Source organism: Xanthomarina gelatinilytica (genome assembly GCF_000348685.1).
Lineage (GTDB): Bacteria > Bacteroidota > Bacteroidia > Flavobacteriales > Flavobacteriaceae > Xanthomarina > Xanthomarina gelatinilytica.
On sequence record NZ_ANLA01000014.1, the window covers coordinates 1 to 15,608 of the forward strand.

A 15,608-nucleotide genomic window follows, 5' to 3' on the forward strand; every position below is an offset into this window, starting at 1 on the left:
GGTACACTCCAGTGATTGAGCGGTACACTCCAGTGATTGAGTGGTACACTCCAGTGATTGAGTGGTACACTCCAGTGATTGAGTGGTACACTCCAGTGATTGAGTGGTACACTTCAGTGATTGAGTGGTACACTTCAGTGATTGAGCGGTACACTCCAGTGATGGACCATGTTCCTGGAGTTATCGACCATGTTCCTAGAGTAATAAAGCACCACAGCCCATTAATACACCCTCCCCAGCATCTGCGTTAAAGCCTTAACATAAAGCGTGCTCAGGTTCTTAAGGCCGTTTACAAAACCAAAACCCACAACAGCTATAAAACATCAGTCACAATCCATGTCACCTTCAACCATCTCCACAACAGGAGCAGGAGAGAGGTAGGGGATACCAAGTCCCAACCCTCTTACTATAAACAACAATCCAATAACAACCACAAACACAGGAATAGCCTTTTGTATACGCTGTTTGATGTTGGCATTTAAAAATTTCCCCAAATAAATGGCAGTGGTCATTAAAGGAATGGTCCCCAAACCAAACAAAAACATGTACAAGCTACCCTGTAAGGCGTTGGCAGTGGCCAAAGACCCAAAAACAGCCAAATAAACCAAACCACAAGGCAAAAACCCGTTTAAAAACCCAATGGTTAAAAACGTATCGGCCGTTTTCTTTTTCATGGCCTGTCCCAAACCCGTTTTCACCCTGGAAATCACCCTATAAATAGGCTTGGAAAAATTATAAGCATTGAATGTTTGTGTAGGAATCAAAACAACCACAATCATTAAAACACCAATAACAATGGATAATTGTTGTTGTACTCCAAAAAGATAAAGCCCTTTGCCCACAAGTCCAAAAACAAGGCCTATAAAACTATAAGCAAGCAACCTCCCAAAATGATAAGTACTTATTTGAAGGACCTTTTTTAAAGAATGACTCCTGTCCACTGGCAGCATAAAGGCAATGGGACCACACATACCAACACAGTGGAAACTACCTAAAAGACCCAGTACAAGTGCAGACCAAAGCATGTTTTTACAATTAATATATGTGTGTCAGGTAAAGCGCAGTCTAAACCTATTTTTTAAAAAGATACCAAAAGCACCCTTCAACTGCAGCTAGGTAACCCAAATTTAATACATGATTTCTTTTTTATACAGAAAGGCATCATCTTGATAGGTCCAATCTATTTTTAAATTCCATCTGCCTTCCAGCATGTTGTCCTTAGGAATAAGCATGCCATGCTTATCAATAGCAATAGGCATATCAAAATCCAGCTTTTTATTGGAAGTTCTGTATAGATAAACAGTCCCAGAAATCTTGTCAGAATCTAAATTTTCCGGAAAAGAAATTAGCAAACCCTCTTCAGTTTTACTCCAACTTAGGTTTTCAGAAAGGTTTTTGGAATTTTTCTCCTTATTTATTTCATCCTGAAAGCCCAATTCTGCTTTATAGTATTCCTCTATCACCAAATCATGATCGTATTTACTATTGGTATTCATACTAATAATAAAATACATGATAAAGCTAATAAAGCATATAAAAGCAATAACAATACCTGTTCCCCAATTTATTTTCATATCAAAATGTATTATATCTTTCCTTTTAAACCCCTTAGCAATAAGCAAGTAAACAAATAATTTTCCGAGATTGAATAGCCTTCATCTTATAAAATCATCACCAACTAAAAACCAACAACTAAAAACTACCAACTAATGATAACTTCTAGGAGCCAAAAAGTTTACGGTTGTGGTTTCTATCAATTTGTCGTCACTATAAACCTCTATCACCAATTTGTTTTTATCATCCTCTAGGTCTTTTTTATCAATCTCTATAAACAAAGTCCCTTCGGCCATCCCTTGTTCTGGGACCGTAAACGTGTTAGAGTTGGAAACCAATTTAATTTCCCCTTTGTATTTTCTAAGTTTAAAACTTACGTTTTCTATGGTTTTGGTGGTTTTATTAATAAGCTTATAGGTAAATACGTTACTTATAATATCGCCTTCTTTATGTTCATAAAGCTGTCCTGGCAACCTTAAAACGGTCGCTTCAACATCATTTCTTAGCAAGAGCATGCCAAAAAGAACACCAATTAAAATAACAAGAACAGCAATATAACCTTTCATTCTGGCTGTTAACTTGAATTTTTCTTTCTTTTCAATTTCATCTTCACTGGCATACCTAATAAGGCCTTTAGGCAAATTAATGCTCTCCATAATGTGGTCGCACTCATCTATACAAGCTGTACAGTTAACACATTCCAATTGGGTCCCATTTCTAATATCTATTCCGGTAGGGCAAACATGTACACATTGCAAACAATCTATACAATCACCATGTCCCAAGGCTTCCCTGTCTTCCCCTTTTCTAAATTTCTTTCTGCCGTTTTCACCTTCACCACGTTTGTGGTCGTAAGCAACCACTATCGATTTGTTGTCCAATAGCACACCTTGCAATCTGCCATAAGGACAAGCAATAATACATACCTGTTCTCTAAACCAAGCAAATACAAAGTAAAAAACAGCCGTAAAAATAATTAAAGGGAATAAGGTACCTGTATGCTCCAGTGGGCCATCTTTAATATACTGTATCAGTTTATCGCTACCTATCAAGTAAGCCAAAAAGACATTGGCAATTAAAAATGAAATAACAACAAAAATGGACCATTTTAATACACGTTTTCTAATTTTCTCGGCATTCCAAGGTTGTTTGTCCAGTTTTCGTTGTTTGTTTCTATCTCCATCTATCCAGTATTCTATTCTACGGAAAACCATTTCCATAAAAATGGTTTGTGGACAGATCCATCCACAGAAAATCCTACCAAAACTTACGGTAAAAAGAGCTATAAAAATAACTCCTATAATCATGGAAATTACAAATAAATGAAAATCTTGTGGCCAGAAAGGAAAGCCAAAGATATTAAAGCGTCGTTCTAAAATATTGAACATTAAAAACTGGTTGCCATTAACCTTAATAAATGGCGCAGCAATTAAAAACAGTAAGAGAATATAGCTAACTATCTTGCGATATTCGTAAAATCTTCCACTTGGTTTTTTAGGATATACCCAAGCACGTTTTCCATCTTCAGTTAGCGTGCCTATGGAGTCTCTAAATGATTCGTTTTCTGGAGTTTCCATGATTTGAGATTAATGAATCAAGAATTAAGACAGGTTGGTTGGAAGATGTGGTCTTAATTCTTGACTCCAATGTTGTTTTTATAATTTTTTTTACTCTTTCCAGACATCTCCTTCTGCCTCTTTAGGCTTGGCAGGAGTTGTCCCTTGAAATTGTAAAACATAACTGGATACTTGAGCAATTTCCGATGGTTTTAAACTTTGTTTCCAGGCAATCATCCCTTTTCCGTTTCTACCACCTTCAGAAATTGTTTTAAACACGTTTTTAATGCCTCCACCTAAAATCCAGTGCTCATCCGTTAGGTTGGGTCCAATACCTCCACCACCATCTGACATATGACAGGCCACACAGTTTTCTTCATAAATAGCTTTACCGGCACTTAAATCGGAAGCACTTGTTAATACTTCCACCGTATTGAAATCCACTAAATCTTTAGCTGTTTTTTTGTATTCTTCAAGAGCTATTTTAGCTTCGGCATATTCCGTTTCCAATTCATCGTATTGGTTTTCTCCATCAAAAATGTGGAACCTTACCAAATATACAGCAGCAAAGACAATAGAGGCGTAGAAGGCATATAACCACCAAGGTGGAAGGTCGTTATCCAACTCCTTGATGCCATCATAATTGTGTTCCAGGATAATTTCGTGTTCTTCAGTCACTGGTTTGGAACCTAAAGACTTTTGATACACCGAATTGATCCAAGCCATCAGTTTAGAGCTTTGTGGTTTTTTGGCGTCATATCTTGCTTTACCTGCTTCGTCTAAACTTTGATATAGAATGTTCTCTAAGGAATTTACTATGGCTTCAATTGCAATTAATACAAATAGAACAAAAACCAAAAATAACAGTACCATGGGATACTCTATAAATGCAGGTTGTTTACCAGAACTAACAAAGTATTCTACTAGTCCGAAAATGATAAAGAATACTAAGGGTACTCTTACCCATGAAGGGATTAAATGTCTCATAATGTATTGTCTTTTTGGTTATCTAATGGTATGTTGCTTACTTCGTTTATGTAATCTTTTTTGGCAGTAAAAACCCACCAAAACAGAACCACAAAGAAGATAAAAAATATCAGTAAAGAAATAATAGGGAAGATCTCAACTCCAGCTATTGTTTCCATATGGTTTTTTACGTATTTTAACATGGTTTCTTAGTTTTCTGTGGTTGATACCTCGTCTAAATCCTGAACTTTAATATCTGTACCCAATCGTTGTAAGTAAGCAATAAGTGCTACAATTTCTCGATTACGCATTTCTATAAAATCTTCACCACCAGCTTGTTTGTCTGCTTCATAGGTTTCAGCAAAATCTGGATCGGAATACAGGTTCTTTTCTATTTGAGTACCTTGTTCCAACATGTGTTGTTGGGCATTGGCAATCTCTTCTTCTGTGTATGGAACCCCTAGTTTTACCATGGTTCTCATTTTGGTTTCCGTGTGCGATTTATCAAGTTCGTTCTTTACCAACCATTGGTATGCTGGCATGATGGAACCTGACGATGTACTTTGTGGATCGTACATATGGTTTAAGTGCCAGTTGTCTGAATACTTACCACCTACACGGTGTAAATCTGGTCCTGTACGTTTACTTCCCCAAAGGAATGGATGGTCGTAAACATATTCTCCAGCTTTGGAGTACTCACCATAACGCTCCACTTCACTTCTAAACGGACGAACCATTTGTGAGTGACATCCAACACAACCTTCACGAATGTAAATGTCACGTCCTTCCAATTCCAACGGCGTATAAGGCTTTACACTTGTAATTGTAGGAATGTTCGATTTTACCATAATGGTTGGAACAATTTGCACAATACCACCTATTAAAATTGCTATGGTAGCATAAATGGTTAATTTTATAGGTTTACGCTCTAACCAAGTGTGCCATCCTTCACCAGCTGTACGACTTTTTGATACGTTTTGTAATGCAGGTGCTTCAGCCAACTCATCGGTAACTGCACTACCTTTTTTAATGGTAACAATGATGTTGTAAACCATGATTAACATACCTGTTAAGAATAAAGTACCACCAATGGCTCTCATCCAGTACATTGGCATGATTTCGGAAACGGTTTCTAAAAAGTTTCCGTAAACCAAGGTACCATCTGGATTAAATTGTTTCCACATACTTGCTTGTGTAAAACCTGCTACATACAGTGGTAAGGCATACATAATGATACCCAAAGTCCCAATCCAGAAATGGAAATTGGCCAAAGCCGTAGAATATAATTTGGTTTTTACCAATCTAGGTATTAACCAATAAATCATCCCGAAGGTTAAAAATCCGTTCCAAGCCAAAGCACCAACGTGTACGTGGGCAATAATCCAGTCTGTAAAGTGTCCAATGGCATTTACGTTTTTAAGGGACAGCATAGGTCCTTCAAAAGTTGCCATACCATAACCCGTAATGGCCACAACCATGAATTTTAAAACAGGATCTGTACGTACTTTGTCCCAAGCTCCACGTAAGGTTAACAATCCGTTGATCATACCACCCCAAGAAGGCATTAATAACATCACAGAAAAGGCAACTCCAAGGTTTTGTGCCCATTCTGGTAAAGCTGTGTATAATAAATGGTGAGGTCCAGCCCAAATGTAAATAAATATTAAGGACCAGAAGTGAACAATAGAAAGTCTATAGGAATATACAGGTCTGTTAGCTGCTTTAGGTACAAAATAATACATTAAACCTAAGAAAGGCGTGGTCAGGAAGAATGCCACTGCGTTGTGACCATACCACCATTGTACCAAGGCATCTTGAACACCAGCATACACCGAGTAACTTTTAAATGCTGAAACAGGAAGCTCTAAACTATTGAAAATATGAAGTACAGCAACTGTTACAAATGTGGCTATATAAAACCAAATAGCTACATAAAGGTGTCTTTGTCTTCTTTTAATCATGGTTCCAATTAAATTGGCTCCAAAAACCACCCAAACCACAGCAATGGCAATATCAAAAGGCCATTCCAATTCAGCATATTCCTTTGAAGTGGTAAATCCTAGAGGAAGCGTGATAGCTGCTCCAACAATAATTAATTGCCAGCCCCAAAAGTTAATTTTACTTAAAACATCGCTATACATTCTGGCTTTAAGCAAACGCTGTGTGGAATAATATACTCCAGCAAAAATGGCGTTTCCTACAAAGGCAAAAATTACAGCATTTGTGTGTAAAGGTCTTAAACGGCCAAAGCTTAACCACGAAATACCGTCGGTTAGATTTGGGAATAAAAACATAAATGCCAATAGTAATCCTACCAACATACCCACAACTCCCCAAAGCATGGTTGCATAAAGGAAATTTTTAACGATTTTATTATCGTAATAGAATTGTTGTACTTCCATAATAGTTTAATTAGTCTTTTTTGGTTCTTTATTTGTTGATTTTGTTTGTTCTTTTACTAGTTCATCTTCAAAAAGCATCCTTACAGATGGCGTGTAACCATCATCAAACTGTCCACTTCTTACTGCCAAGATAAATGCAATAAAAAAGAATATGGCAACTATAATACTGATACTTAGTAATATGTAAATAACACTCATACCTATTGAAGTTATGCCTCAAAAATAATGTTGAGACTGTTTTAAAAACATGATAATTGTCATGTTCATTTTATTTGTAATCATTCTAACTTTCTGCCCAATAAATTTGTTGCAATGGTAGTAAAAACTACAATGCTAATGGAACTTAAAGGCATTAAAATAGCAGCAATAACTGGTGCCAATTGTCCTGTTACTGCAAAATAAAGCCCTATTACGTTATAGCAAAAAGATAAAACAAAACTCCATTTTATAATCTTAATAGCGCTTTTTGACGCTTTTATATATTTAAATAACTGATTGAACTTTGAAGCATCCAAAATGGCATCACATGCTGGTGAAAACACATTCACGTTTTCAGAAATGGAAATACCAACATTGCTTTGAGCTAAAGCTCCAGCATCATTAAGCCCATCTCCAATCATGAGAACTTTGGCACCTTCGGTTTGATGATATTTAATATACTCCAACTTGTCGTTTGGTTTTTGATTAAATATTAGCTTCGTCTTCGAAGGTAACAATTTTTTTAGATTTTCTTGCTCTCCTTCATTATCTCCTGATAAAATTACCAAATCATACTCTTTTTTTAACTTATTGAAAAGCTTTGACAATCCCTTCCTGTAATTGTTGTAAAAAGTAAATTTACCTTTGTAAACATTATTGGTGCTTATATGTACCGAAGTATTCAGGACTGTGGTGTCTGAAGTGTTTCCAACAAAACTGGCTGAACCAATTTTTATATTGTTGTTGTTATGTGAAGCTTCAATGCCTTTCCCCAAATGTTCTTCAAAATGATTTAAGGTAATGATGTTGTGTTCATCTAAAATATCATATAAAGTTCTGCTTAATGGATGATTTGATCCACGAAGTGTGTTTTTTAAAAGCATTTCTTCCGAAGCTGTAAGTGCATCTCCTTGATAGGTTGCATGACTTTTTTTATTGGTAGTTATGGTTCCGGTTTTATCAAAAATAATGGTGTTTATTTCGGCCAGTTGCTCAATAACCGAAGCATTTTTCACATAAAACTTAAGTTTACCAAAAATGCGCAACAAATTTCCAAAAGTAAAAGGCGCAGAGAGTGCTATGGCACAAGGACAAGCAATAATTAAAACAGCAGTAAAAACGTTTATAGCTTTAGAGGAGTCTACATACAACCAATACGCAGTGGCTATAAAAGCAATGCTTAATACGGCAAAAGTAAACTTTTTGCTTATGGCATTGGTAAGGGTTGTAAAACCATCTTCTTTATTTTTGCTGAACACATCGTTGCTCCAAAGCTGCGTTAAATAACTTTGTTCCACTGTTTTTAACACGTCCATTTCTATAACTCCAGAGGTTTGTTTGCCTCCAGCAAACAGTTTATCTCCAGACTTTTTGGAGACGGTTTCCGATTCACCTGTAACAAAACTGTAATCTATGGAAGCCTTGCCACTAATTAAAATACCATCTACAGGAATCAATTCTTCATTCCTTATCAGTAACCTGTCGCCTTTTTTAATATCGTAAACCTGAATAGGGATTTCTTTGCCATCTTTAGAGATTTTGGTTACAGCAATAGGGAAATACGATTTGTAATCGCGTTCAAAAGATAAGAAGGCATAGGTTTTTTGTTGAAAAAACTTCCCTAGGAGCAAGAAAAATATCAACCCTGTTAAACTGTCAAAAAAACCGGAACCATAATCGAAAATAATTTCAATGGTGCTTCTTAAAAACAGAACAGCTGCTCCAAGTGCAATTGGGACATCTATATTTAAGATTTTAGAACGAAGGCCTTTATAGGCCGATATAAAATAGTCTTGTGCCGAATAAAAAATAACCGGAACAGAAAAGGCAAACATTAGCCAACGAAACAAATACTTGTATTGTTCCAGCCAGTATTCGCCAACTTCAAAATATTCTGGAAACGATAAAAACATCACATTCCCAAAAGCAAAGCCAGCCACTCCCAATTTGTAGATTAAAGATCTGTTTACATTGCTTTTTCCGGTTTTAAAATCCTCCAAGCTTATGTAGGGCTCATATCCAATGGAACTTACCAAGATAACTACGTCTTTTAAGGAACATAGATTGGAATTATAAGTAATTCGAACATTTTTCTTTCCAAAATTTACTTGAGAGGAAGAGATGCCAGGATTTAGTTTGTTGAGGTTTTCCAGGATCCATATACAGGAACTGCAATGAATATGAGGAATGTACAGGGTAACAATTTGCGTGTTGCCATCATTAAACTCCAACAACTTGTCTATAATGTTTTGTTGTTCCAGAAAATCGTATTTCCCTTGAATTTCTTTAGGAATGGCTCCAGGAGCACTCTGTAAATCGTAATAACAAGTTAAATCGTTTTCTGAGAAAATTTCATATACGGTCTTACAACCATTACAACAGAAAGATTTTTCCTGAAATGTAATGACATGATTGCCACAAGAATCACCACAGTGGAAACATGACTGATGCTCCATAAATAATTTGCTCTTTTAAACCCGATACAAAGGTTAAAAGATAGTAAGAATTTAGATATGATATTTGTCATGTTTTGATTAATTTTACAAAACTTTAAAAAATGGGTATGAGTAAGTGCGAACAGTGTATTATAAGGGAGTTTAATTCTTTAAAGTCGTTATCAAAAGAGGAGTTGATGAACATATCTGGATGCAAAACATCCAGGTTTATCAAAAAAGGGGAAGTTATTTTTGAAGAAGGTGAAACCTTAAAAGGGGTTTACTGTGTTAAGGATGGAATTTGCAAACTAACCAAGTTAAGTGCCAACGGAAAAGACCAAATTGTAAAGTTGGTTGTAAAAGGCGATTTGCTTGGGCAACGGTCCTTAATCAGTGATGAGTCTGTAAATTTAAGTGCTGTAGCTTTAAACAACATGGAAGTGTGCTTTATCCCAAAAGCCGAAATATTCAGCAATCTTAAAAACAATTCCGATTTTTCCATGGACATGCTAAAACAAATGGCTCACGATTTAAAAGAATCGGACAATGTTATTGTAAACATGGCTCAAAAATCGGTTAAGCAACGTTTAGCCGAAGCACTTTTATATATACACAACAGTTTTGGCGTTAATAAAGATGGCATATTAAACGTGGTCCTTTCCCGTGAAGATTATGCCAGTGTGGTTGGAACTGCAACAGAATCTGCCATAAGGGTTTTATCTCAATTTAAAAAAGAAGGTTTGATATCCACTACAGGAAAGCAAATAAAAATTGAAGATATAGAAGGTTTAAAGCGTGTGGAATAATCTTAATTTTCCACTTTTTTCACTTCCACATAAAAATCTAAATCCACTTCCATAGTGTGATCTTCAATAGGCATGGTTTTCCATTCAGCAGTTGGGTATATCCATTGCTTGTTATTGTCCAATGTCACTTGAATTGGCATGTCAAAACCCTCTACTATATTGATCCAACGGTATCTTAACTGGTTGTTATCAATGGAGTATTCCAAGGTTGGAATGCGAGTGTCCCTCAAGTACTGATTAAAAAAAGCAGTTAAATCAATGCCACTTTGTTCGCTAATATAATTCTCTATTTGTTGGGTGGTGACTGTTTGATGGTAAAAGGTTTTGTTTAAACCACGTAATATGTCTCGCCATTTTTCATCGTCTTCAATAAGCTGTCTCAAAGTATGCAACATGTTGGCGCCTTTGTAATACATGTCTCCAGAGCCTTCTTTGTTTACATTATATGGCCCAATGATGGGTTTGTCGTTCTTGATGTTTTTTCTAACTCCTATAACATATTCGGAAGAGGCTTCTTTCCCATAATAGTAGTCTACAAACAGGTTTTCGGAATACGATGTAAAACTCTCATGGATCCACATATCAGCAATGTCCTTATAGGTAATGTTATTGGCAAACCATTCGTGACCAGACTCGTGAATGATGATAAAATCGAATTTCAATCCCCAACCAGAGCCTGAAACATCGTTGCCCAAATATCCTTTTTTGTATTGATTGCCATAAGTCACGGAACTTTGGTGCTCCATCCCTAAATATGGAACTTCAACAAGTTTAAAGCCATCTTCGTAGAAAGGGTAGGGACCAAACCAATGTTCAAAAGCTTTCATCATTTTGGGTGCATCTTTAAAATGATTCTTAGCCCTTACCAAATTATCCCTTAAAACATAATAATCCATGGTTAAAGGACCCTTTTCACCTTCATATATTTCAGAAAAATGCTCGTAATCCCCAATGTTTACATTTACACCATAGTTGTTTATGGGATTGCTAACAAACCAATGGGAGGTTACTGTATTATCGCTATGTTTTTCAATGTTTCTTAATCTGCCGTTGGAAATATTTGTTAGGTTTTTAGGAACGTTAACACTAATCAACATGCTGTCCACCTCGTCGTACATATGGTCTTTGTTGGGCCACCAAACACTGGCTCCCAGACCTTGACAGGATGTGGCTATAAATGGAAAGCCATTTTTGTCTTCTTCCCAAGTAAACCCTCCATCCCAAGGCGCTTTTTTGGCTTCTCTTGGTTTGCCTTCGTAATATACGTCTAAAGATTGTATGCTTCCTTTTTGTTGCTGGTCTATTAAGCTTATAAAATGCGCATTCCCATTATGTTTCACGTCCAATTCTTTACCATTTTGGACCACTTTGGTAATTTTTAGAGGTGCTTGCAAATCTATTTGCATGACCTTGTAAGGTTCCAAAACGGTGTATTGAATGGTGTTTTTACCAGAAATGGATTTGGTTTCTGGAGCTATTTTTACATCTAAATGGTAATAGGTTAAATCCCACCATGCACGTTCTGGGGTTATGGAACCACGTAAGGTGTCTTGATGGGTAAAACTGTTTTTTTCTGAAAGGAGTTCTTGAGCTTGGTTTGTAATAGAAACCAAGAATATGCATACAAAACTTAGGAATGTATTCTTCATGTGGATAATTTTGCACTAAATTAATGAAAATAAAAAAAGCCGTTTCAAATTGAAACGACTTTTTTCCTTCTAACCAAACTTAATTTAAAAGCAATATTTATTTTCAGCTTTTACTTTTTCTGCAATAGCAATTCTTAAATCAACGATATCTGGATAATTAGTGTATTTCACAAAACGTTTTAATCCCATAAGCAACATGCGTTGCTCGTCTCCTTCAGCAAAAGAAATAATACTTTCTTTTCCGTTTTTTTCAACAATAGAGACAGCATTGTATAAGTATAATTTAGCCATGGCAATTTGTACAGCTTGTGCATCTTCACCAAAACGTTTCGCATTTTTCTCTGTTCTTAATATGGCAGATTCAGCCATATAGATTTCAATCAAGATATCAGAAGCAGCTATCAATAATTGTTGATGTTCTTCTAAATCTGGGCCAAATTTTTGAACTGCAGCTCCAGCAACCATTAAGAATACTTTTTTAAGCTTGGCAATCATCTCTTTTTCTTCAGAAAACAACTCAGAATAATCAGGTGTTTCAAAAGATGGGATTCCCATTAATTCTTCCTGAACTTTTGTTGCAGGACCCAATAAATCCACATGGCCTTTCATGGCTTTTTTAACAAGCATACCTACCGATAGCATTCTGTTTATTTCATTGGTACCTTCATAAATTCTAGCGATTCTGGCATCTCTCCAGGCAGCTTCCATAGGCGTTTCTTCAGAGAATCCCATACCACCAAATATTTGGATGCCTTCGTCTGCACAATTTTGTACATCTTCAGAAACAGCTACTTTTAAAATGGAGCATTCTATGGCATATTCTTCAACACCTTTAAGTTCTGCTTCTTGATGCGAATTTCCAGCGGCTACCCTTAAAGCAATTCTATCTTCAATATTTTTTGCAGCTCTGTATGTTGCGGATTCTCCTGCATAAGCACTTGCAGCCATTTCGGCCAACTTGTATTTTATTGCCCCAAAATCTGCAATAGGTGTATTAAATTGTTTACGCTCGTTTGCGTATTGAACAGCGGTTGTTAAAATACGACGTTGAGAATCCAAACAAGCACCAGCTAATTTTATTCGGCCAACGTTAAGGGCGTTCATGGCAATTTTAAATCCTTCACCACGACCAGCTAACATGTTTTCAACTGGAACAACGGTATCGTTAAAGAATACCTGACGTGTTGAAGAGGCACGAATACCCAGTTTGTGTTCTTCTTCGCCCAAAGTGATTCCATTAGGATTGTCTTTATCATATTCCACAATAAATCCAGTAATGTTTTTATCGTTTTCAATTCTTGCAAACACAATCATTAAACGGCAAAATCCTGCGTTCGAAATCCACATTTTTTGTCCGTTGATTTTGTATGATTTACCATCTTCTGATAAGGTTGCCGTTGTCTTTCCAGAATTGGCATCACTACCAGCTCCAGGTTCTGTTAAGCAATAAGCTCCAAACCATTCGCCTGTGGCTAATTTTGGCACATATTTTTGTTTTTGTTCTTCGGTTCCATAAAGCGTAATTGGCATGGTTCCAATTCCTGTATGCGCACCAAAAGCAGTACTAAAGGAGCCAGTTCCACTGGATATGTAATCGCAAACCAATAAGGTAGACACAAATCCCATGTCCAGACCTCCATATGCTTCTGGAACAGCAACACCTAAAAAGCCAAGTTCTCCAGCTTTACGCATCACTTCTTCTGTAAATGCAAAGTCTTTAGCTTCAAATCTTGCCTTATGGGCAATGATCTCGCGTTCATTGAATTCCATAACGGCTTCTTTCATCATTTTTTGTTCTTCTGAAAAATCTTCAGGAGTAAAAACGTCTTCACATTTTGTTTCTTTCACCAAGAATTGACCACCTCTTAATAATTCTTTATCTTTTGTTTCCATAATGTAATTTTAGATTAAAGAAGATAGATAATAGAGAATAGACTCAATTTAGCCCATTTTGGAATCCCATTGTCATTCGTTGGAATTCTTCTATTTTTTCTTCAAGTATTTTTAATGTTTCGTTATTTATATAATTTCTGTGTTTTGCTACTAATAGTTGTGTGCCTAATTCGAAAGAAGAGCCTAAAGCAATATCTAGGAAATGACTGAAAGATTTATCTGTTCTTGCAGATCCTTCGGCAATATTACTAGGCATTGATATAGAACATCTGCTTATTTGTGAACTAAGATCAAATCTTTCATGCTTCGGAAAATTTAGTAATAAGTCTGATATATCGTTAGTAATTTCTAATCCAAGTTTCCAAATTTTCAGATTCTTATAATTATGTCTATTCTTAGCACACATCAGTCTTTTTTCTTTTTTCTATATTCTATTTTCTACTCAGGAAAGAAACTCAAATATTCCACAAGCACCTTGTCCTGTTCCTACACACATGGTTACAGCTCCATATTTACCAGTCATATTACGCTTTCTCATCTCGTCAAATAATTGCACTGAAAGTTTGGCTCCTGTACATCCTAGAGGATGACCAAGTGCTATCGCTCCACCATTTACATTAATGATATCCGGATTTAGATTTAATTCGCGAATTACCGCTATGGATTGTGAAGCAAAGGCTTCGTTTAATTCTATAAGTGCTAAGTCGTCTTGTTTTAATCCTGCTAATTTTAAAGCTTTTGGAATGGCTTTTACAGGACCAATTCCCATGATGCGAGGCTCAACACCAGCAGCAGCATAATTTACCAATCTTGCTATAGGTTCCAATCCCAATTCCTTAACCATCTCTTCGCTCATAATCATAACAAAAGCTGCACCATCACTCATTTGAGAGGAGTTTCCTGCAGTCACGCTACCATTGGCAGCAAATACAGGACGTAATTTTGCCAAAGCTTCAAGATTGGTTCCTTTTCTTGGTCCTTCGTCTTTGGTTACTGTATAAGATTTGGTAGCTTTTTTCCCGTTTTCGTCTATATAAGTTTGTTCTACTTCTATAGGTACGATTTGATCTTGAAAACGATTTTCAGCTTGAGCTTTTAATGCTTTCATATGTGAGTGGTATGCGAATTCATCCTGATCTTCACGAGAGACCTTGAATTGTTTTGCAACTGCTTCTGCTGTATTTCCCATGCCCCAATAATAATCTTCGTGACCTGCTTTTACGGTATCGTAATTCAGTTCTGGCTTAAAGCCTGTCATTGGTACGGCACTCATGCTTTCTGCGCCACCAGCAATGATGCAATCTGCCATTCCAGCTTGAATTTTAGCCGAAGCCATAGCTATTGTTTCAATACCAGATGCACAAAAACGGTTAACGGTAACACCTGGAACATCCACGCTTTCTAAGCCTATTAATGAAATAAAGCGTGCCATGTTCAATCCTTGTGAACCTTCTGGCATGGCGTTTCCAACAATCACGTCGTCGATGCGCTTCTTGTCTAAATTTGGCAATTCTTTCATCATGTGCTTGATGGTTTCTGCTGCCAACTCATCTGTTCTTTTAAAACGGAACACGCCTTTTGGTGCTTTACCTACGGCTGTTCTGTATGCTTTTACAATGTAAGCTTGTTTGCTCATAATAGTATTAAGATTTTAGTATCAAGTATTAAGACTGTTTAAGTGATTGTTGAAGAGAATAGTTCATTTTGGTAACCTCTAGAATTTCACTGATTATTGGTCTTACTTTTTCTTCTGTAATTAAATTTAATCGTTTGGATAAATAAAGTTGTGTTAATAATTCATATGAAGAACCGTTGGCAATTCCTAAAAACTGCATGAATTCCCCATTAGTATTTCGTCCAGCACCTTCAGCAATATTTGAAGGAATAGAAACTGCACTTCTTCTTAATTGAGATGTCAACCCGTATTTTTCTTCTACAGGAAAATTTTTAGTAGTTCTATAACAATTTTCTGTAATATTCATTGCTTTTTGCCATATTTTCAATTCTTCAAATCTGTGCATGATTTCCAGTATTAAGAAGTTCGTATTAAGTATTAAGACTTAAAAAATTCATTTAAATTATATTTTTTTAATTCCTTGTCTTTGTACTCAGTACTTAATTCTTTGTACCAAATACTTAGTACTTTTAC

Annotated in this window: 15 protein-coding genes; 2 read left to right on the forward strand and 13 right to left on the reverse strand. The window is 36.2% G+C overall.

All coding sequences use genetic code 11. The annotated features are described in order from the left end of the window. Positions 1 to 251, forward strand: a 251-nt coding sequence (locus tag D778_RS14795; RefSeq protein WP_040491969.1) for a hypothetical protein, incomplete at its 5' end; no start/stop codon positions are given. 72 nt (positions 252 to 323) lie between these two features. On the opposite strand, the gene D778_RS08840 is transcribed toward D778_RS14795, so the two are convergent. The 8 genes from D778_RS08840 to D778_RS08875 all read right to left on the reverse strand — a co-directional run bounded on the left by D778_RS08840 (position 324) and on the right by D778_RS08875 (position 9,132). After that, entirely contained in the window at positions 324 to 1,025 is a 702-nt protein-coding gene (locus D778_RS08840) for a sulfite exporter TauE/SafE family protein (protein WP_040491972.1), read from the reverse strand. A 102-nt stretch (positions 1,026 to 1,127) separates the two neighbouring features. After that, positions 1,128 to 1,574, reverse strand: coding sequence for a FixH family protein (locus tag D778_RS08845; protein ID WP_007649819.1), 447 nt, complete (start codon positions 1,572 to 1,574; stop codon positions 1,128 to 1,130). A gap of 132 nt (positions 1,575 to 1,706) precedes the next feature. Next, positions 1,707 to 3,131, reverse strand: coding sequence for a cytochrome c oxidase accessory protein CcoG (gene ccoG / locus D778_RS08850; protein ID WP_007649822.1), 1,425 nt, complete (start codon positions 3,129 to 3,131; stop codon positions 1,707 to 1,709). Between the two features lie 90 nt (positions 3,132 to 3,221). Further along, positions 3,222 to 4,097, reverse strand: coding sequence for a cbb3-type cytochrome c oxidase N-terminal domain-containing protein (locus D778_RS08855; protein WP_040491974.1), 876 nt, complete (start codon positions 4,095 to 4,097; stop codon positions 3,222 to 3,224). Continuing rightward, positions 4,094 to 4,279 (reverse strand): hypothetical protein, encoded by a 186-nt coding sequence (locus D778_RS08860; RefSeq protein ID WP_007649826.1) that lies wholly within the window; start codon positions 4,277 to 4,279, stop codon positions 4,094 to 4,096. The genes D778_RS08855 and D778_RS08860 overlap by 4 nt, the downstream gene beginning before the upstream one ends. A gap of 6 nt (positions 4,280 to 4,285) precedes the next feature. Next, a complete protein-coding gene (gene ccoN / locus D778_RS08865; protein WP_007649828.1) occupies positions 4,286 to 6,478 on the reverse strand; it encodes a cytochrome-c oxidase, cbb3-type subunit I in 2,193 nt (730 codons plus the stop codon). 6 nt (positions 6,479 to 6,484) lie between these two features. Further along, positions 6,485 to 6,676: a cbb3-type cytochrome oxidase assembly protein CcoS gene (ccoS, locus tag D778_RS08870; protein ID WP_007649830.1), complete on the reverse strand. Its 192-nt coding sequence runs from the start codon at positions 6,674 to 6,676 to the stop codon at positions 6,485 to 6,487. Between the two features lie 80 nt (positions 6,677 to 6,756). Then, the gene (locus D778_RS08875) at positions 6,757 to 9,132 is read right to left on the reverse strand and encodes a heavy metal translocating P-type ATPase (protein ID WP_007649832.1); all 2,376 of its coding nucleotides are present in this window, start codon (positions 9,130 to 9,132) and stop codon (positions 6,757 to 6,759) included. 107 nt (positions 9,133 to 9,239) lie between these two features. On the opposite strand from D778_RS08875, the gene D778_RS08880 reads away from it, so the two are divergent. Next, on the forward strand, positions 9,240 to 9,917 hold the full coding sequence (locus D778_RS08880) for a Crp/Fnr family transcriptional regulator (protein WP_040492035.1): 678 nt from the start codon (positions 9,240 to 9,242) through the stop codon (positions 9,915 to 9,917). A gap of 2 nt (positions 9,918 to 9,919) precedes the next feature. Here D778_RS08880 and D778_RS08885 read toward each other — a convergent pair whose 3' ends face one another. From D778_RS08885 to D778_RS08905, 5 genes are all read right to left on the reverse strand, one after another. Further along, on the reverse strand, positions 9,920 to 11,566 hold the full coding sequence (locus D778_RS08885) for a M1 family metallopeptidase (RefSeq protein ID WP_040491976.1): 1,647 nt from the start codon (positions 11,564 to 11,566) through the stop codon (positions 9,920 to 9,922). An 84-nt stretch (positions 11,567 to 11,650) separates the two neighbouring features. Continuing rightward, positions 11,651 to 13,459 carry an acyl-CoA dehydrogenase family protein gene (locus tag D778_RS08890; protein WP_007649838.1) on the reverse strand — a complete coding sequence of 603 codons (1,809 nt, stop codon included), beginning with the start codon at positions 13,457 to 13,459 and terminating at the stop codon, positions 11,651 to 11,653. Positions 13,460 to 13,502: 43 nt separating this feature from the next. Then, on the reverse strand, positions 13,503 to 13,865 hold the full coding sequence (locus D778_RS08895) for a four helix bundle protein (protein ID WP_040491978.1): 363 nt from the start codon (positions 13,863 to 13,865) through the stop codon (positions 13,503 to 13,505). 36 nt (positions 13,866 to 13,901) lie between these two features. Further along, entirely contained in the window at positions 13,902 to 15,095 is a 1,194-nt protein-coding gene (locus D778_RS08900) for an acetyl-CoA C-acyltransferase (protein ID WP_007649840.1), read from the reverse strand. Between the two features lie 28 nt (positions 15,096 to 15,123). Then, on the reverse strand, positions 15,124 to 15,480 hold the full coding sequence (locus D778_RS08905; protein ID WP_007649841.1) for a four helix bundle protein: 357 nt from the start codon (positions 15,478 to 15,480) through the stop codon (positions 15,124 to 15,126). Positions 15,481 to 15,608 lie beyond the last annotated feature (128 nt).